The organism is Actinoplanes sp. CA-252034, assembly GCF_050956125.1.
In the GTDB taxonomy this organism is placed as follows: domain Bacteria; phylum Actinomycetota; class Actinomycetes; order Mycobacteriales; family Micromonosporaceae; genus Actinoplanes.
Window position 1 is genome coordinate 4,126,203 of sequence record NZ_CP191846.1, and the last position, 18,242, is coordinate 4,144,444.

Here is an 18,242-nt window from a genome sequence, read left to right on the forward strand (position 1 = left end):
GGCTGTCACCTCAGTCGCAGGCCGGGTGCTGCCGAATAGTCAGACGGGACTCGGGGAGGGCCGGGGTTGGACGGGAAACGGCGTATAGGGCAGGCGGACCGGCTGGCGGCCGTGGTGTCGACCGGCCTGCTGGAGCTTCCGGCGGCGCCGGGACTGGACCGGCTGACCAGGCTGGCGTCTCGGCTGCTCGGCGTGCCGACGTCGCTGGTGTCGCTGGTCACCGACGAGCAGCAGGTGTTTGCCAGTCAGCTGGGCCTGCCGCAACCGTGGGCCGACGCCGCCCGGACGCCGCTGTCGCACTCGTTCTGCCAGTATGTCGTCGACGACGACGCGCCACTGGTGGTCACCGACGCCCGCGACGACGAGCGGCTGCACGACAACCGGGCCATCGACGAGATCGGTGTGATCGCGTACGCGGGGATGCCGATCCGGATGGACGGTCACACACTCGGCGCGTTCTGTGCCATCGACGGGCAGCCGCGGAAGTGGACCGCCGCCGAGCTGGAGACCCTGGAGGATCTGGCGGCCGCGGTCGAGTCGGAGATCGCCCTGATCAAGGCGGCCGACGATGCCCAGCGGGCCGCGGCGACGATGCGCGCGGTCCTGGAGGCCTCGCACGACGCGTACGTGTCCAGCGACGCCGACGGTCGGGTGCGGGACTGGAACCATTCCGCCGAGGTGCTGTTCGGCTGGACGCGGGCCGAGGCGATCGGCGCGCCCGCCACCGAGCTGATCATCCCGGAGGAGTATCGGGCCGACTACAACGCCGACATCGCCCGGGTGCGTGCCGGCGGCCGGTCCGAGCTGGCCGGGCGCCGGATGGAGATGCCGGTGCGCCACCGGGACGGCCACTGTCTCCCGGTCGAGTACACCGTGCAGGTCACCGACGTCGGCAGTCCCGTCTACCACGCCTTCCTGCACGACATCAGCGCCCGCCGGTCGGCTCAGCGGCAGTTGCAGCGGCAGGCCGAGCTGATCGACGCCGCACCCGCGGCGATCATCGTGCGCGGTGACGACGGCACGATCCGGTTCTGGAACAACGGCGCCGAGCAGATGTACGGGTGGCCCGCCGCCGCCGTCGCTGGACAGGACATCCACCGGCTGCTGGGCACCGAGTTCCCGGAGAGCCTCGCCCGGGTGGAGGAGGCGCTGGAGACCACCGGGACGTGGGAGGGCGAGCTGACGCACCGGCACGCGGACGGCCACACCATCACCGTCCTCAGCCGGCACGCCCGCCGGCCCGCGCCGGACGGTGGCACCGAGATCATCGAGACCAACGCCGACATCACCGGACGGTTGCAGGCGCAACGCGAGCTGCAGCAGCGCAACCGTCAGCTGGAACAGGCCAACCTGCTGAAACTCGACCTGATGGGGATGCTGTCGCACGACATCGGCACGCCGCTGGCCGCGATCGCCGGTTACAGCGAGCTGCTGAGCGAGGAGCCGTTGCCGGAGTTCGTGCTGGGTCTCATCGGCCGGATCCGCAAGTCCACGCACCGGATCGACGAGCTGCGGCACAACGTGCTGGCGATGTGCAGTCTCGACTCGGGCACGCTCACCGCCGCACGTCAGCCGGTGCTGCTCGGCCCGGCCCTGCGCGAGGCAGTCGACGCGGTGGAGACCGAGGTGCCGATCGACTGCCCCGACCACGTACGGGTGCTGGTCAACCCGGCCCACCTGACGCAGATCGTCGTCAACTTCATCACCAACGCCGCGAAGTACGGTGGTGGCGCCACCGCGATCACCGTGCGTAACGGCGACGGGGCGGCGACGGTGGCCGTGCACGACGAGGGCCCGGGCGTGCCGGCCGCGCTTCGCCCACGGCTGTTCGACCGCTACACGCGGGCCCACGAGACCGGCGGCGCCAAAGGTCACGGCCTGGGCCTGCACATCGTCGCGAGCCTGGCCCAGGCCAATCACGGCGCCGTCTCGCACCGCGACAACCACCCCCGGGGCAGTGTCTTCGAGTTGACGTTGGAGACGACACGACGCGGCCGCTCAGAAATCGACGGTGGCGAGCGTTGACAACCGCCGGTATTTAAACCGTTCGGCGCCATTTGGAACCTGTGCTACGGTTGCCGAGTTGCAGTTTTGATTTCCGTGGACGTTCCGACGCCTGGTGGGGTTACCTGAGCCCGCCGGGCTTTTTATTTTTCTGTGCCGGGGATCGGTGTGGATCATAAACATGCTGGTCAAGGGCCACATGGGCGCCCCGAGCAGCGCAGCAAGGAGTTAATGAATGGCTACCGAAACCCTGCAGTGGTTCAATGATCACCAGGATTTGCAAACAATCGGTCAGGATGGCGGCGCCGACGTGTCCGCTCATTTCTCCGCGATGGTGACGAGTGGAGTCGCCGATGATCAGCCCGTGAATTCGGCGGTGATCTCGTCCCCACCCGTGATCAGCATGGTTCGTTTCCTCGCTCCGCCGGCCGTGGAAGGCGAGCGGGCCACGCGCCACGAGCACGACAGCGGCCCGGTGTCCATGCACCGGCTGATTCATCCGTTCCGGGTTCCCGCGGCCCGCGGCGAGCCGGATCGTGCCGACGACACCCGCCGGACGTCCGGCGTCCGATGACGCCACGGCGTCTTCGCCCACGTCGTCAGAACGCTCCCACCAGTCGTCAGGACACCAGTCGTCAGGACGCTCCCACCAGTCGTCAGAACGCTCCCGCCAGGAAGGCATCGCTGTGATAGCACCCATCGAATACCCCGCCGACGTCCGTCACCCGCGCCGCGACCGCCGTCCGGCGGCACCGAGAGCCGTCGCGGTGGACCTCGGCAGCAGCACGACCGGGGTCTGGGCCAGCCATCACGGCATCGTGAACGGCCCCAACGACGACACCGTCGGCGGCCGCACCCTGATGCGTCGTGGCCGGGTCACCGATGTCGAGGGCTGCGTCACCCGGCTGGAGGAGCTCATCCGGCAGTATCCGCAGCCGATGCACGCTCCCGACCTGGTGGTGGCCTGCCGGCCGGTGCTGTCCACCGACGCTGATCTGGCCCTGCTGCGGCAGGTTCTCGACACCGCATTCGCGCCGCGCCGGACGCTGTTCATCGACACCGTCCGTGCCGCCGCGATCGGTGCGGGCGCGACGGCCGGCAGTCTCCTGATCGCCGATGTCGGCGCCGAGCTCACCGAGGTCGCCCTGCTCGAGGACGGGCACGTGACCGAAGCCCGCCGCACCGACGTGGGCACCCGTGACCTGGACGGTGGAACCACCACGAGCGCGCTCGCCGACATCGTCGCCGGGCACCTCGGGGAGTTGCGGGCGAGCTGCCCGGGCACCGTGTTCCAGCAGGCCACGGCCCGCGGCCTGCTGCTCGTCGGTGACGGAGCCGCCCATCCCCGCCTGTCGACCGAGCTGGCCACCGGCCTGGGGATGCGGGTGCACCTCGCCGTCGGCCCGCGCGCCACCGCCCTCAACGGCGCCGGTCTGGCCGCCGCGTCGGCCCTGCGCCACCCCGGCCTGAACTGATCCCTCGGACCCGGCGCCGCGAGTGTGACCGGCCGTCGGTGGACTCACTCGCCGTCAGGACCGAGCGCGACCGGCCGGCGGCTCACGGTGCGGGCAACAGGCCCGGCGCCGGGTTGCTGACCTGCTGGAAGATCACGGAGGTACGGAAGCCGGTCACCTCGCGACGTTTGCTGAGCCGGTCGAGCAGGAACGCGTGCAGCGCGTCGAGGTCGGGAACGCCGATGTGCAGCAGGAAGTCGTCACCGCCGGCGAGCACGAACACGTGCAGGACCTCCGGCATCTTCGCGGCCGACGCCTTGAACGTGTCGATGACGGCCCGGCTCAACGGTCGCACCTGCACGGACACCATCGCCTGGACGCCGCGGTTGAGCGCGACCGGGTCGATGTCGGCGTGGTAGCCACGGATCACCCCCTGCCGGGTGAGCGCCCGGACCCGTTCGAGGCAGGTCGACGGGGCGATGCCGAGCCGCCGGGCGAGCTCACGGTTCGACAGCCGTGCATCTGACTGAATCAGGCCGATGATTCGCGCGTCTAGTTCGTCCATCCACCCATTGTCGCGCTCGATTCCGGTCAAACGTTCGGCGGCAAGCTGACCACACCGAACAGATGCCTAGCTTCGTACGCATGACAAGGCATCGTTTAGGGGTGTGGCAGGGCACGGCGACCGTTCTCGGCGGCGTGCTCGGGCCGGGCATGCTGGTGCTGCCGCACCTGGCGGCGGAGACGGCCGGACCGGCGTCGGTGCTGGCGTGGGCGGCGCTGCTGGTCGTCAGCGTCCCGGTGGCGTTCACGTTCGCCCTGCTCGGGCTGCGTCATCCGGACGGCGGCGGGGTGGCGCACTTCGCCGGGGCGGCGCTGGGACGGTGGGCGTATGCGGCGGTCGGCTGGTGGTTCTTCGTCGCTGTTCCGGTCGGCACGCTCGCGGGCGGCCTGGCCGGCGGGGTGTACGCGGCGGACGCGTTCGGCTGGGACGGCCGGGCCGCCGTGCTGATCGCGTTCGGTCTGCTGACGGCGGCCCTGCTCACCAACGCGGCCGGATTGCGGGCCAGTGGCCGTACCCAGGTGGTGATGGTCGCTCTTCTGATCGCGGTGTTGACCGCGGCAATCGTGTCGAGCCTGCCGGCGGTGCGGGCCGAGCGATTCGAGCCGTTCCTCCCGCACGGCATCGCCGGGGTGGGCAGCGCGATCGGTGTGCTGATCTTCGCGTTCGTCGGGTGGGAGGCGGCGAGCCACCTGTCGGCGGAGTTCGAGGGACGGCGGCTGCTGACGGCCACCACGCTGACCCTGGTCACCGTGACCGTCATCTACGTGAGCGTGGCGATCACGGTCGTCGGCTCCGGCGCGGGGGCGTCGCCGGTGCCGCTGACCACCATGATGGCCACGAGCATCGGTACGGCCGCCGAGCCGGTGACCGGGATCGCGGCCCTCGTGCTGACGTTCGGGGCGGTCAACACCTACATCGCCGGGGCGTCGCGGCTCGGGGTGGCGCTGGCCGGGCAACGTCTGCTGCCGCACCGGATCGCGGCGCCCCACCGCAGTCTGATCGTGCTGGGCCTGGCGATCGCGGTGCTCGGTGCGGCGACGATCGCGCTGCCGATCGGGCTGGACCCGCTGCTGCGCGCCACGTCGGCGTGCCTGGCCGCGGTCATGTTCGTCGGCACCCTCGCCGCCGTCCGACTGCTGCCCGGCGGATGGATACGTGCGGTCGCGGTCACCGGCAGCGTCCTGACCTCGGCGACGCTGGTGCTCAGCGGGATCTATCTGATCGTTCCGGCCGGCATCGCGCTCGCCGGGTTCGCCGCGCGGGCGGTTCGTGCGGCGCGGGCGGTTCGTGCGGCGCGGGCGGTTCGTGCGGCGCGGGCGGTTCGTGCGACGCGGGCGGTTCGTGCGACGCGGGCGGTTCGTGCGACGCGGGCGGTTTATGCCGCGCGGGCCACCGGAGGTCATGCCGCGCGGCTCATCCGAGCGGCGCGGCTCATCCGAGCGGCGCGGGCCATCCGAGCTGCGGGGGCTACCCGAGCGGCGTCGGCCTCCCATGCCGCCGGAACCGCCCATGCCGCAGCTGCCGCGGAGGCCGCTCGGGGCGCTGGGCCAGGCGATGTCGTGGGGGCCGTGTCCGCCGGTCATGCGGGTGGTGTGTCGTCGGTGGTGGCCGTCCCGCCTGATCCGCCGGCCGAGGCGCCCTCCGTCGGCACTCAAGCATCGGTCTGAACCATGCGTACCCCCGCTCCGGACCGAGCGTGGGTACGCATGGTTGTTGATACAACTTTCGGACCGGAGTCGGCGTGCTTCGGTCAGTGACCGTACGCATGGTTGTTGATACAACTTTCGGACCGGAGTCGGCGCGCTTCGGTCAGTGACCGTACGCATGGTTGTTGATACAACTTTCGGACCGGAGCCAGCGTGCTTCGGTCAGTGACCGCCTGGTCCGCCGATGCGGCCGGACCGGTAACCGCTCTCTCACCAGGGCCTCGGCTTCCTCAGGCACACACGACGGCGGTAATCGTTATCCGACACCACCGGAAAAGCAGCGCCGCCATTTCGTTGACACTCTCGAACAGACGGTTAACTTATCGACACCGCCTTCTCAACATCCACATCGGGCGATATGCTTGCTGCGGCATCGCTCCCGTGGGCGTGCGGTGCCACTTTGTTCCTGGGGGGAATGATGTTGGCACGGGATGAAGTGCCGCCCATGTACCAATTGCCAGGCTACTGCTGTGCTGTGGGCCGGCCGTGTCACTGACGTCGTTCCAGACGTCGGTGGACGGCATTGAGACCGGCACGCTTTCGCAGGGGTAGGACCGACGCCGGTGTTCGCCGGGCGCCTCGGCCTGCCATGCCTATGACCAGCGCCGCATGCGTCCGTCAGATCGTTTCATTCCCGTCGGGAATGTGACGTGATGATTGCCGTATTGCATTCATGTGTACGCCGGCCCGGAGGGTTGTCGGGTGCTGGTATACACGGCTCTGGCATTGCGGGTCGACTGTCGTAGATCCGTACTCGGATATCGGTCATGGTGTGGTAGGTAAAGGCGCGAGTGACGACGAATAGACGACAAACGATTACTGAAGAGGGTATTTGTCCATTTTCACCACTCCGGAGCTGTGTTCTCTTTCATAGTGAGCGCCGTTGCTCATACCGAACCGCTCTGATAGATATTGTGCCGTCCAGTTCGGAGAGTCGAGTCCGAGTCGATTCCGCCGTTTAACTGGACGCATTCCATTTTGGCGAAGATCCGTTGTTCCCCATGTGCGTGATCACTGCGGCGCCCGGTGTATCAGGGCGCGTAGCCGCGTGATCTGTGAGGCGACGTCAGGGGAACAACGGCTGCTTCCCAGGGGCGGATCAGGTCGCCCGGGTGGTTCGAGCCGCCCGAGCAATGGTGACCGGAATCCACTCGACAACTCAATAGATCGCCGCATGCTGCTGGGCCGAACGGCCTATGCAGCGCAGGTCGGATCGATCGTTCGGGGGGAAATTGATGCGATTCCGTATGTTGGGGCCGTTGGAAGTCCGGGATGGGGACCGGGTCGTTCCGCTGGGCGGCACCAAGCAGCGCGCGGCGCTCGGCCTGCTCCTGCTCTGCGCCAACAAGGTGGTGGCCACGAGCAAGCTGCTCGATGCCCTGTGGCCCAACGATGATGCGCCGGCGTCGGCGCGCAAGATCCTCCAGAACGCGGTCTGCGGTCTGCGCAACGCGCTCGCGCGCAGCGACCGGACCGCGGGGGAGACGGCGCTGATCACCCAGCCGCCCGGCTACCAGCTCATGGTCGACCCGGAGGAGATCGATCTGTTCGTCTTCTACCGGCTGGTCACCGAAGGTCGCGCCGATCTGGGCCAGGGCCGTCCGGATCGCGCGGCGGCGGCGCTGCGTCAGGCGCTGGACATGTGGCGCGGGCCGGTGCTCGGCGACCTGGTGGAGATCGGGATCTCCTGGCCCGAGCTGACCACCGTGGAGAACGCCCGGCTGGACGTCATGGAGGACTATTTCGAGGCCGCCATGGCGTGTGGCCGTCAGGACGAGATCCTGCGTGAGCTCGAGACCATGGTGGAGTGCCATCCGCTGCGGGAACGGGCATGCCGGCAGCTGATGCTCGCGCTGTACCGCAACGGCCGGCACGTCGAGGCGCTCGAGGTGTACGCCCGGATGCGTACCGCCCTGGTGGATGAGCTCGGTCTGGACCCGGGCCGCGACGTCCGGCTGCTGCAGCAGGCGATCCTCAATCACGACCCGGAGCTGGCCGGCGCGCCGGTCGCCGCCGGGGAGCCACCCCCGCCTCGACCTCCGGTCCAGCCGGGCCCGGTGCGCAACACGGTGAGCGTGCTGCTGGTGCGCGGGCAGACGGATGCCGGATCTCCGTCCGAGCAGGCCGACGCGCTCCTGGACGAGACCAGTGGGCTGATCCACAAGACGGTGCGCTCCTTCGACGGGGTGCCGACGATCTCGTTCGGGTCGATGTCGATGGCGGTCTTCGAGGTGGGCGAGGCCGGCGACGGGCCGACCCGTGCGGTTCGGGCCGGGCTGGAGATCCAGCGGCAGCTCGACGCGGGGAAGCGGATGACCCAGATCGCGGTGGCGACGGGGAAGGCCTCGGTGCGTAGCGACCCGGCGACCAACGGCTGGCTGACGGTCCGCGGCTCGGCGGTGGACAAGTGCCAGGACCTGCTGACCGCGGCGGCCGGGGGTGAGCTGCTCGTCTGTCCCGACACCCGCCGGGAGTCGGAGTCGAGGTTCACCTTCCGCCGGCTCTCCGACGAGTCGGCCGGCTGGCTGGTCAACGGCATGACCGAGGACCTGCTGTCCAGCCATGCGGTGCCGCTGGTGGACCGGGAGAGTGAACTGGCGGTGCTGAACGGCCTGCTGGACCGGACGGGCTATCGGCGCCGGCCGCATCTGGTCACCGTCCTCGGGGAGCCGCGGATCGGGAAGTCGCGGTTCCTGATGGAGTTCGAGCGCCGGATCGCGAGCCAGCCCCAGATCGTGGAGTACCTGGTGAGCCGTGATCCGGCCGGCGGGCTCGTGGTGCAGGGCCCGTCGGGGTCCGCGTCGCGGCGGGAGGAGGTGTCGGCCCGGCTGCGGGAGCTGTTCGACGAGCCGGGACCGGAGCCGGACGAGGCCGGGCGGATGCAGCGGCTGTGGAAGGAGTTCCTCGCCGACACCCCGCTCGAGCGGCCGCTGATCATGGTCGTCGACGACCTGCACCGGCTGCCGGATCCCCTTCTCGACTTCGTCGAGGCGCTGGCCGGCTTCTCCGGCAACGTCCCGCTGCTCGTGATCGGAGCGGCCCGCCCCGAGCTTCTGCAACGGCGGCCGGACTGGAGCGGCGGCAGCCCGCACTCCACCACGATGACGCTGGACCCGCTGTCGGACGCCGCACTGGGTCAGCTGCTGGAGTTGCTTCAGGGCAAATTACCCGGCAATGACCCGGCGCTTGCCCGCCGCAGTTTCCGGGCGATGACCGGCTGATTCTACGGCTGTCGTTACGTTCGTCTGGCAGAACCGCGGCATCCGGCCGAAGCGTCGCGGAATCTGCGACGAGCAGAAACTGCGCGCTGAGGAGAGAAAATGAGCAGCGGTAAACCAACAAGCGCTGTCGTGCTTGGCGGAGGAATTGCGGGATTGTTCGCGACCCGCGTACTGGCCGATCAATTCGACAAGGTCACCCTCGTCGACCGCGATCACCTGACCGGTCCGAATCTGCTGCGGCGCGGTCTGCCGCAGGGACACCACCTGCACGGTCTGCTCTCCCGGGCCAGCAGATCACCGAGGAGCACTTCCCCGGCATCACCGATCAGATGGTCGCGGACGGCTCCGCGGTCGGTGACGCGTCCAATGACGTGCGATGGATCATCAACGGGAAGCGGCTGGTGCAGACCGAGTCCGGGCTGGTCTGCCTGACCGCGTCGCGGCCGTTCTTCGAGTCGCACATCCGTGACCGTGTCCTGGCGCTGCCCAACGTCGAGCTGTCCGAGCTGACCGACATCAGCCGGCTGGAGGTCAGCGAGGACGGCAAGCACGTCGGTGGCGTCTGGGTGTTCCCGGAGGGCCGGCACGAGACGCTGCTGCCGGCCGACCTGGTCGTCGACGCCTCGGGCCGCGGGTCGCGTGCTCCGGTGTGGCTCGAGGACCTCGGCTACGGGCGGGTGCAGGAGGAGAAGCACAAGATCGGCATGGGGTACGCCACCCGCTACTACCGGATCCCGGAGGAGGCGTTCGAGGGCAACATCTCGGTCAACACCGTCGCCTCCCCGGCCGTGCCGCGTGGTTGCATCTGCCAGAAGATCGACGGTGGACGGGCCATCGTGACGGCTTACGGCATCCTCGGCGACCACCCGCCCACCGACCCGGCCGGTTACCTGGACTTCATCAAGTCGCTGGCGGCCCCGGACATCTACGAGATCCTGCAGACCGCCGAGCCGCTCAACGACCCGGTGGCCTACAAGTTCCCCACCAACCAGCGCCGGCATTACGAGCTGATGACCGACTTCCCCACCGGGTTCCTGGTCATCGGTGACGCGGTGGCGAGCTTCAACCCCAGCTACGCCCAGGGTATGACGGTGTCCGCGCTGGACTCGATCGTGCTGCGCAAGCACGTCGCCGGCGGTGGCCCGGTCGACCCGATCGCCTACTTCAAGGACCTGTCGACGGACGCGATCGACGGGTGCTGGGACATGGCGGTCAGCTCGGACCTCAACTTCCCCGGCGTGGAGGGGGAGCGGACCCCGGAGATCGTCGAGACGCACGAGTTCATCTCGAAGGTCCAGGACGCCGCCGCCCGCGACGCCGAGGTCTCCCGTGCCTTCCAGCGGGTGATCGGTCTGGCCGACCACTACACGGTGCTGCACGAGCCGCACCTCGAAGCGAAGATCTTCCAGGGCTGAGGCGGCGATGACTCTTCAGCGAATCCCGCTCGGCGGCCTCACGTTCGACGTGGACGTCGACGGCCCGGCGGACGGCGCGCCCGTCCTGCTCCTGCACGGTTTCCCGCACAGCCGCCAGTCGTGGTCGGACGTCGCGCCGGTCCTGAACGACGCCGGACTGCGCACGATCGCCCCCGACCAGCGTGGATACTCCGACGGCGCGCGGCCGGCGAACGTGGCCGACTATGCGCTGCCGCTGCTCGCCGCCGACGCCCTCGGCATCCTCGACGAGCTCGGCATCGAGTCCGCGCACGTGGTCGGGCACGACTGGGGTGCCGCCGTCGCGTGGTATCTGGCCGCCCGGCACAAGGACCGGGTGCGCAGCCTGGTCGCGCTGGCGATCCCGCACCTGGACGCCTACCAGCATGCCTTCCAGGTCGACGAGGAGCAGAAGCACGGCTCGCAGTACGTCGAGATGCTGATGGCCGACGGCTCGGCCGACGTGTTCCTGGCCGACGACGCGGCGCAGCTGTGGGCCTGGTTCGCGCAGGCCGGCGAGGGCGTGCTCACCCGTGAGCAGGTCGAGCGGTACGTCCACAAGCACTCGCAGCCGGGCGTGCTGAACGCGGCGCTGCACTGGTACCGGGCGAACAACCTGCTCGGTGAGCCGTTCGAGTTCGGCACGGTGTCGGTGCCGACCACATTCGTCTGGAGCCCGTCGGACACCGCGGTCAGCAAGCTCTCGGTGGAGAAGACCGCGGAGTACGTGACCGGGCCGTACCGCCTGATCACGCTGACCGAGACGTCGCACTGGCAGCCCCAGCAGGCGCCGCGTGAGGTCGCCGGGGAGATCGTGCGGCTCGCCGCGGAGCAGGGAGATGCGCTATGACCGCGGTCGTCACCGAGGAACTGGCCGAGCCGTACCTGCTCGGCGTGCTGGCCACGGCCGGTCTCGACGTCGAGTACGTCCGGGGTGAGGGCGACACGCTCTACTACCGACGGGGCGACGAGGAGGTCCCGGTGCTGGACTTCGTCGGGGGCTACGGGTCGACGATGCTCGGGCACAGCAACCCGGAGATCATCGGGTACGCGCGGGAGCTGCTCGCCGGCGCGACGCCGATCCACGCGCAGTTCTCCCGTCACCCGTACGCCAACGAGGTCGCGGCCCGGCTGAACCGGATCATCAAGCGGGAGACCGGCTCGGACGAGTCGTACTTCGCGATCTTCGCCAACAGCGGCGCCGAGGCGATCGAGGCCGCGATGAAGCACGCGGAGTTCGAGCGCTTCGTGCGGATCGCGGGGCTGCGGGCCGAGATCGACGCGCACATCGAGGCGGTCCGGGCGGCGGTGGCCGACGGCACGGTCGCCGCGCCCGAGGCGAACGCGCTGATCGCGGACGTGACCGCGCACAACGAGGCGCTGGCCGGCCGTACGCCGTTGTTCCTGGCGCCGGTCGGGTCGTTCCACGGCAAGCTCGCCGGCAGCACGCAGCTCACCTACAACCCGATCTACCGGGCGGTGTTCTCGGCGCTCGCCGCGCAGGCCCGGTTCGTGCCGGTCGACGAGCCCGGCGCGGTCGACGCCGTGGTGGAGGCCGAGCGCGGCTGGCTGCACGACCTGGTGATCGAGGGCGGGCGGGTCACGGTCGTGCAGCGGCCGTTCCCGGTGTTCTGCGCCGTGGTGCTGGAGCCGATCCAGGGCGAGGGCGGTATCCACGAGATCCCCGAGGCGTTCGTCCGCGATGTTCAGCGGGTGGCGGCCGAGCTGGAGATCCCGGTCGTCGTCGACGAGATCCAGAGCGGGATGGGCCGGACCGGCTCGTTCCTGGCCAGCACTCGTCTCGGGCTGCGGGGCGACTACTACGCCCTGGCCAAGAGCCTGGGTGGCGGCGTCGCGAAGGCGGCGGTGATGCTGGTACGCGCTTCGCGTTACCTGCGTGACTTCGAGATGATGCACAGCTCGACGTTCGCCAAGGACAGCTTCTCGTGCCTGATCGCGGCCCGGGTGCTGGACCTGATGGAGGCGGGCGACGGCGAGGTCTACCGCACCGCCGAGTCGCGCGGGACGGAGCTGAGCAACGTCCTGCAGGACCTGATGAAGGAGTTCCCGGAGGTCGTCAAGGACGTGCGTGGGCGCGGCCTGATGATCGGGCTGGAGTTCCACGAGCAGGGCGAGGCGGGCTTCGCCATCCTGCGGGAGCTGCACGGCTCCGGGTTCTTCGGCTACTACATGTCCGGCTTCCTGCTCCGCGAGCACGGCATCCGTACGTTCCCGACGTCGAGCGCGGTCTACACGCTGCGTTTCGAGCCGTCGGTGAACATCGGCAGCGCCGACATCGCGAAGCTCGCCGGGGCGCTGCGCGATCTGTGCGAGCAGATCCGCGACACCGACGGGCAGCGGCTGGCGCCGGTCGCCTGAAGCCCACGAGCGGCACGTTCGACACCACCATCACAGGCGAGGATTGCATGCACAGTTCCCACGTCACGGTCGTCAAGCCCGGCGACGAACGCTACGCAGCACTGACCGCGAGTTTCAACGGCAGATGGGTCGGCACGCCTGATTACATCCTGCTGCCGGTCACCGCGGACGAGGCCGTCGACGCGGTCCAGCACGTGATCGACAACGGGGATCGGTTCGCGATCCACAGCAGCGGCGCGGGCTACGAGGATCTGCTCACCAACCGGAGGATCCGGGCGGTCATCAGCACGTCGCAGCTCACGTCGGTCGAGTTCGACCCGCAACGGTCCGCGTTCGCGGTCGGATCGGGTGTGTCGACCGTGGAGCTGTACCAGAAGCTGTACGACGGCTGGCAGGTGACGGTGCCCGCCGGCGCCGGCCCGCCGGTGGCGCTGGCCGGTCAGATGACCAGCGCCGGTTACGGGCCGCTGGCCCGGCAGCTCGGCCAGCTCGTCGACTATCTGGAGGCGGTCGAGGTGGTCGTCGTCGACGGCGACGGCCGCGCCCGCAAGGTCGTCGCCGGCCGGGACGCCGACGACGAGAACCACGACCTCTGGTGGGCACACACCGGTGGTGGCGGCGGAACGTTCGGGCTGGTGACGAAGTTCTGGCTGCGGTCGCCGAACGCCCGGGGCGACGACCCGGCCGCGCAGTTGCCCGCCGCGCCGCGGGAACTGATCGTCTCCGAGGTCGCCTGGTCGTGGGACGAGCTGACCGAGGAGGGATTCACCCGGCTGCTGAAGAACTTCAGCACCTGGCACGCGGTCAACAGCACCCCCGCGTCGCCGTCGGTCAACATCTTCGCCGCGCTCAAGCCACGGCACGTGTCGGCGGGGGAGTTCCTGATGTCGACGGAGCTCGACGCGGCGACGCCGGGCGCCCAGCGGCGGCTCGACGAGTTCCTGGCCGCGGTCAACGAGGGCACCGGCGTGAAGTACCGGGAGGAGCGCTCGACGGTCGGCTGGATCGAGCACGTGACCGCCTGGCGCGGTCTCGGCGGCGACGGCTGGGAGGGCAAGGGCCGGTTCAAGGCGAAGTCGGCGTACCAGCGCACGGCCTTCACCGACGAGCAGTTGCGGGCGATCCACCAGCACCTGTCCGACCCGGACTTCGACAACCCGGCGACCATGGTCGAGATCGGCGGGTACGGCGGCGCGGTCAACGTGGTCGACGCGACGGCGACGGCCACCCCGCAGCGTGACTCGATCATGCGGCTGCTCTATCTGACGATGTGGGCCGACGAGGCCGGTGACGACGCGCACCTGGCGTGGCTGCGTCGCTGGTACGCCGACGTCTACGCCGTGACCGGGGGAGTGCCGGACCTGCGGGGCTCCTCCGACGGCGCGGTCATCAACTACATCGACGCCGACCTGGTCGACGAGACGCTGAACACGTCGGGCACCGCCTGGCACGACCTGTACTTCGGCAGCGCGTATCCGCGGCTGCAGCAGATCAAGGCGAAGTGGGACCCGCGTGACGCGTTCACGCACGCGCTCGCCGTACGGCCATCCCATTCCTGAAGGAGCGACATGTCGACCGTAGAGCACATCGACTACCTCGGCGACACCTACAGCAAGGTGCGCGCCCAGCTCGGCGGGTCCCTGCCGGCTGATCTCGACGGATTCCTGACCCGCTGGTTCGCGGCGGTCAACGCGCAGGACATCGATGCGCAGCTCGAGTTCGTCACCGACGACATCTACGTCGAGGACCCGGCCATGCAGGGCCGCTTCACCCGTGGCAAGGACGAGTTCCGCCGGTTCGCCGAGATCACCTACAAGGCGTTCCCGGACATGCGGTTCACCGAGATCGGCGCGCCGTACATCGCGCTGGACGGTGACAGCCTGGCGCTGCGCTGGCGTGGCACCGCCACGCTCACCGGTGACATCTCGGGCTGGCCGCCGGAGAACCCGGGCCCGGTGGTCAAGGCCACCGGTAAGGGATTCGACCTCGAGGGGTTCGACATCTACCGGTTCACCGGCGGCAGGATCTCCACGTGGCTGATCCGCTACGACAACCTGGAGATGGGCACGCAGCTGGGCCTGGCCGGCGGGTAGCAGCCGGCGTGGCGTGATGACCGGGCTGGATCCGCGGCCCGGTCATCGGCGTGTCAGCCCTGCAACGCCTTCTGTAGCAGTGCGGTGAGTTGCTCGCGCTCGGCGTCGGTGAGGTTGGCCGCGGCCGCCCTGGGGAACTCGAAGGACTCCTCGAACTCGCCGTAGAGGTCGTCGCCGCTCGGGGTGCGCACGATCTGCCGAGAGCGCCGGTCGTCCGGGTTGGGCTCGCGGTGGACCAGCTCGCGGGCCTCCAGGCGGGCGACGATCTGGGTGATGTTGGAGGCGTCGCAGCGCAGCTCCTCGGCCAGCTCGCCCATGCTGCGGCGGGTCTCGACCCGGCCCAGCACGCAGGCGTGCGCGGTGCTGAGGCCGTGCTCGGCCGCAGCGGCCTCCCAGGCCTGGTTGTAGCGGTCGACGAAGGTGAACATCGCCTGCTCGAGGGCGGTCGCCGCGCTCGCGGGCACAGAGGGCACTGCCATGGTCAGAGTGTAGGTCAATCACTTGATTCGATGAAGAATCGAAAGGTGCTTGATTCGCTCAAGCAACCGTGCCAGGATATCCGTGATTCAATCAAGTAACTCTTGTTGAGGCACATGTTCGCCGTCAGTGAGGAGAAATTCGTGAGCACCCTGTTCAACCCGGTAACGGTGGGCAAGCTCGAGCTGCCGTCCCGCCTGGTGATGGCACCCATGACGCGGAACAGGGCGACCCCCGACGGCGTCGTCACCCCGCTGACCGCCGAGTACTATGCCCAGCGCGCCAGCGCGGGCCTGATCATCTCCGAGAGCATCCAGCCGAGCGTCCAGGGCCAGGGCTACATCCTGACCCCCGGCCTGCACAGCGCCGAGCAGATCGCCGCCTGGCGCGTCGTCACCGACGCGGTGCACGCCAAGGGTGGCCGCATCTTCGCGCAGATCACCCACTGTGGCCGCATCGGCCACCCCTCGCTCTACCCGAACGGCGAGCTGCCGGTCGCGCCGTCCGCGGTCGCCTCCGGGGAGCAGATGATCAGCTTCCAGGGCCCGCTGGACCACCCGACGCCGCGTGAGGCGACCACCGCCGAGATCGCCGGCATCGTCGAGGAGCACGTGCAGGCCGCCCGCAACGCCATCGAGGCCGGCTTCGACGGCGTCGAGATCCACGGCGGCAACGGCTTCCTGGTGCACCAGTTCCTCGCCGACAACACCAACCTGCGCACCGACCAGTACGGCGGCTCCGTCGCCAACCGCATCCGCTTCGCCGTCGACGTGGTCCGCTCGGTCGCCGACGCGATCGGCGCCGACCGCGTCGGCATCCGGGTGTCGCCGGGCAGCCCGTACAACAGCATCGTCGAGGCGGACCCGGTTCCGGTCTACACGGCGCTGGTCAACGAGCTCGCCCCGCTCAACATCGCCTACCTGCACGTGATCGAGATGGGCACCCGCGCCATCACCAAGGCGCTGCGTGACGCCTGGTCCGGCACGCTCATCCTCAACCCGCACGAGACCATGGCGATCTTCCCGGCCACCGCCGACGTGGCGCAGGAGACGGTCGACTCCGGCATCGCCGACGCGGTCGCCCTGGCGGTGCTCTGGCTGGCCAACCCCGACCTCGACGCGCGCATCAAGGCCGGCGGCCCGTACAACACCCCCGACCAGGCGACGTTCTACGGCGGCGACCACACGGGCTACACCGACTACCCGACGCTGGAGGAAGCCGGCAAGTAACCGACAGACATCGGGGCCCGGCCCGGGCCGGAAGTCTCAACCGTCCCGGACGGGCCCCGACCCCCACCCGCATCACCACCCCCCAGGCGGAGGTGATCAGGTTGCCACCCCCCAGACCTGCGCCTCCTTTACTTGTCAGCCATCGAGCAGGAGACCTTGACGACGTGATGGGTGAAGCGACAGTCCGCAAGGACGACGCCCGCTATCCGGGACTGATCAGCGGTGCGAACACCCGCTGGGTCGGGGCTCCGGAGTACGTACGACTGGTCTCGTCCGCGGACGAGGTCGTCGCAGCCGTGCAGGAGGCCGTCGATCAGGGCCTGAAGATCACGGTGCGCAGCGGCGGGCACTGTGACGAGAACTTCACGACCTCCGGGGACGTCCAGGTCGTGATCAACCTGGCCGGTCTCGACGCGGTCTACTACGACCAGGGGCGGCGGGCCTTCGTGGTCGAGCCCGGCGCGATGCTGGGCCACGTCTACGAGACGCTGTACCGGGGATGGGGTGTCACCCTTCCCGGCGGGACGTGCCCGACGGTCGGCGCCGGTGGACACATCGTCGGCGGTGGTTACGGCGCACTGTCGCGCCTGCACGGGCTCACCGTGGACCACCTCTACGCCGTCGAGATCGTCGTCGTCGACGAGGACGGGCGATGCCGCACGGTGGTCGCCACCCGCGAAGCCGACGATCCGCATCGTGAGCTGTGGTGGGCGCACACCGGCGCAGGCGGCGGCAACTTCGGCGTCATCACCAAGTACTGGCTGCGCTCTCCGGACGCCGGCGCGTCGGCGGGCCCGGGCGGCCAGCTGCCGCCCGCTCCGGCAGAGGTCCTGGTCTCCGACATCGCGTGGTCCTGGTCGGACCTGACCGAGCAGAGCTTCACCCGCCTGGTGCGCAACTTCAGCGAGTGGCACGAGGCCAACTCCGCGCCGGACTCGCCCTGGACCGGCCTCTACAGCCAGCTCAAGACCCAGCACAAGGCCGCCGGCATGTTCCGGATGAGCACGCAGATCGACGCGAGCGTGCCCGACGCGCAGAGCCGGCTCGACGAGTTCCTCGCGGCGGTCAACGAGGGCACCGGAGTCGACTACTCGGTCAACGACCGCAGTGTCCTGCCGTGGTTCTACGTCGTGCGGGAATGGTTCGGATTCGTCGAGCCCTCGCTGCCCCGCTGGAAGGCGAAATCGGCGTATCTGCGCAAGGCGATGCCGGCCGACCAGGTCGCCGCCGTCTACCGGCAGCTGACCCGCGACGACTACGACAACCCGTTCTCGATGGTCGCGCTGGTGTCCTACGGCGGGCGGATCAACGCGGTCGGCACGGACGCGACGGCGGCCGCCCAGCGTGACTCGGTGCTGAAGCTGCTCTACGTGACGTTGTGGACCGACAAGACCGAGGACGAGCGTCACGACCGGTGGATCCGGGAGTGCTACGCCGACGTCTACGCCGCGACCGGCGGTGTGCCGCGGCCCAACGACGTCACGGACGGCTGTTTCATCAACTACGCCGACGCCGATGTCGCCGATCCGGCGCTCAACGACTCCGGGGTGCCGTGGCACGAGCTGTATTTCAAGGACAACTACCGCCGCCTGCAGGCGGTCAAGAAGCAGTGGGACCCGCGGGGCGAATTCAGCCACGCGCTGTCCATCCGCCCGCCGCTCGACTGAACCGAGAAGGGCCG

15 protein-coding genes are annotated in these 18,242 nt (G+C 69.3%); 12 read left to right on the top strand and 3 right to left on the bottom strand.

Translation table 11 applies throughout. The annotated features are described in order from the left end of the window. The first annotated feature begins 66 nt into the window (after window positions 1-66). The 3 genes from ACQPZW_RS18685 to ACQPZW_RS18695 all read left to right on the top strand — a co-directional run bounded on the left by ACQPZW_RS18685 (window position 67) and on the right by ACQPZW_RS18695 (window position 3,479). The gene (locus ACQPZW_RS18685; protein ID WP_433796176.1) at window positions 67-2,025 is read left to right on the top strand and encodes a sensor histidine kinase; all 1,959 of its coding nucleotides are present in this window, start codon (window positions 67-69) and stop codon (window positions 2,023-2,025) included. A gap of 214 nt (window positions 2,026-2,239) precedes the next feature. Beyond that, window positions 2,240-2,578, top strand: a complete 339-nt coding sequence (locus tag ACQPZW_RS18690) for a hypothetical protein (RefSeq protein WP_433796177.1) — start codon at window positions 2,240-2,242, stop codon at window positions 2,576-2,578. Window positions 2,579-2,690: 112 nt separating this feature from the next. Next, window positions 2,691-3,479 (top strand): rod shape-determining protein, encoded by a 789-nt coding sequence (locus ACQPZW_RS18695; protein ID WP_433796178.1) that lies wholly within the window; start codon window positions 2,691-2,693, stop codon window positions 3,477-3,479. Window positions 3,480-3,561: 82 nt separating this feature from the next. Here the strand turns inward: ACQPZW_RS18695 and ACQPZW_RS18700 are convergent, their stop codons facing one another. Then, entirely contained in the window at window positions 3,562-4,023 is a 462-nt protein-coding gene (locus ACQPZW_RS18700; RefSeq protein ID WP_433796179.1) for an Lrp/AsnC family transcriptional regulator, read from the bottom strand. Between the two features lie 80 nt (window positions 4,024-4,103). On the opposite strand from ACQPZW_RS18700, the gene ACQPZW_RS18705 reads away from it, so the two are divergent. After that, a complete protein-coding gene (locus tag ACQPZW_RS18705) occupies window positions 4,104-5,690 on the top strand; it encodes an APC family permease (protein WP_433796180.1) in 1,587 nt (528 codons plus the stop codon). Window positions 5,691-6,988: 1,298 nt separating this feature from the next. Then, window positions 6,989-8,950, top strand: coding sequence for a BTAD domain-containing putative transcriptional regulator (locus tag ACQPZW_RS18710; protein WP_433796181.1), 1,962 nt, complete (start codon window positions 6,989-6,991; stop codon window positions 8,948-8,950). Here ACQPZW_RS18710 and ACQPZW_RS18715 read toward each other — a convergent pair. Then, window positions 8,894-9,211: a hypothetical protein gene (locus ACQPZW_RS18715; protein ID WP_433796182.1), complete on the bottom strand. Its 318-nt coding sequence runs from the start codon at window positions 9,209-9,211 to the stop codon at window positions 8,894-8,896. The two genes, ACQPZW_RS18710 and ACQPZW_RS18715, sit on opposite strands and share 57 nt — an antisense overlap. 68 nt (window positions 9,212-9,279) lie before the next feature. Here ACQPZW_RS18715 and ACQPZW_RS18720 point away from each other — a divergent pair, with 68 nt between their 5' ends. From ACQPZW_RS18720 to ACQPZW_RS18740, 5 genes are read left to right on the top strand one after another with little or no spacing between them, the layout of a single operon-like run. Then, complete coding sequence (locus ACQPZW_RS18720) at window positions 9,280-10,365, top strand: NAD(P)/FAD-dependent oxidoreductase (protein WP_433796183.1); 1,086 nt, start codon at window positions 9,280-9,282, stop codon at window positions 10,363-10,365. Window positions 10,366-10,372: 7 nt separating this feature from the next. Beyond that, window positions 10,373-11,233: an alpha/beta fold hydrolase gene (locus ACQPZW_RS18725; RefSeq protein WP_433796184.1), complete on the top strand. Its 861-nt coding sequence runs from the start codon at window positions 10,373-10,375 to the stop codon at window positions 11,231-11,233. Then, window positions 11,230-12,762 carry an aspartate aminotransferase family protein gene (locus ACQPZW_RS18730; RefSeq protein ID WP_433796185.1) on the top strand — a complete coding sequence of 511 codons (1,533 nt, stop codon included), beginning with the start codon at window positions 11,230-11,232 and terminating at the stop codon, window positions 12,760-12,762. Before ACQPZW_RS18725 ends, ACQPZW_RS18730 begins: the two co-directional genes overlap by 4 nt. Before the next feature lie 47 nt (window positions 12,763-12,809). Then, entirely contained in the window at window positions 12,810-14,321 is a 1,512-nt protein-coding gene (locus ACQPZW_RS18735) for an FAD-binding protein (protein WP_433796186.1), read from the top strand. 9 nt (window positions 14,322-14,330) lie between these two features. Continuing rightward, window positions 14,331-14,855, top strand: coding sequence for an ester cyclase (locus ACQPZW_RS18740; RefSeq protein WP_433796187.1), 525 nt, complete (start codon window positions 14,331-14,333; stop codon window positions 14,853-14,855). 53 nt (window positions 14,856-14,908) lie between these two features. On the opposite strand, the gene ACQPZW_RS18745 is transcribed toward ACQPZW_RS18740, so the two are convergent. Beyond that, entirely contained in the window at window positions 14,909-15,334 is a 426-nt protein-coding gene (locus tag ACQPZW_RS18745) for a MarR family winged helix-turn-helix transcriptional regulator (protein ID WP_433796188.1), read from the bottom strand. A gap of 141 nt (window positions 15,335-15,475) precedes the next feature. On the opposite strand from ACQPZW_RS18745, the gene ACQPZW_RS18750 reads away from it, so the two are divergent. Together ACQPZW_RS18750 and ACQPZW_RS18755 are read left to right on the top strand one after the other, a co-directional pair. Next, window positions 15,476-16,561, top strand: a complete 1,086-nt coding sequence (locus tag ACQPZW_RS18750; RefSeq protein ID WP_433796189.1) for an alkene reductase — start codon at window positions 15,476-15,478, stop codon at window positions 16,559-16,561. Window positions 16,562-16,728: 167 nt separating this feature from the next. Next, a complete protein-coding gene (locus ACQPZW_RS18755) occupies window positions 16,729-18,228 on the top strand; it encodes an FAD-binding oxidoreductase (RefSeq protein WP_433796190.1) in 1,500 nt (499 codons plus the stop codon). The last annotated feature ends 14 nt before the right edge of the window (window positions 18,229-18,242 follow it).

What these genes read in the sequence shown, in the direction of transcription:
- ACQPZW_RS18740 (WP_433796187.1), top strand. Translation starts at nt 14,331, where the DNA reads ATGTCGACCGTAGAGCACATCGACTACCTCGGCGACACCTACAGCAAG.
- ACQPZW_RS18755 (WP_433796190.1), top strand. Translation starts at nt 16,729, where the DNA reads ATGGGTGAAGCGACAGTCCGCAAGGACGACGCCCGCTATCCGGGACTG.
- ACQPZW_RS18725 (WP_433796184.1), top strand. Translation starts at nt 10,373, where the DNA reads ATGACTCTTCAGCGAATCCCGCTCGGCGGCCTCACGTTCGACGTGGAC.
- ACQPZW_RS18690 (WP_433796177.1), top strand. Translation starts at nt 2,240, where the DNA reads ATGGCTACCGAAACCCTGCAGTGGTTCAATGATCACCAGGATTTGCAA.
- ACQPZW_RS18730 (WP_433796185.1), top strand. Translation starts at nt 11,230, where the DNA reads ATGACCGCGGTCGTCACCGAGGAACTGGCCGAGCCGTACCTGCTCGGC.
- ACQPZW_RS18720 (WP_433796183.1), top strand. Translation starts at nt 9,280, where the DNA reads ATGGTCGCGGACGGCTCCGCGGTCGGTGACGCGTCCAATGACGTGCGA.
- ACQPZW_RS18700 (WP_433796179.1), bottom strand. Translation starts at nt 4,023, where the DNA reads ATGGACGAACTAGACGCGCGAATCATCGGCCTGATTCAGTCAGATGCA.
- ACQPZW_RS18745 (WP_433796188.1), bottom strand. Translation starts at nt 15,334, where the DNA reads ATGGCAGTGCCCTCTGTGCCCGCGAGCGCGGCGACCGCCCTCGAGCAG.
- ACQPZW_RS18735 (WP_433796186.1), top strand. Translation starts at nt 12,810, where the DNA reads ATGCACAGTTCCCACGTCACGGTCGTCAAGCCCGGCGACGAACGCTAC.
- ACQPZW_RS18705 (WP_433796180.1), top strand. Translation starts at nt 4,104, where the DNA reads ATGACAAGGCATCGTTTAGGGGTGTGGCAGGGCACGGCGACCGTTCTC.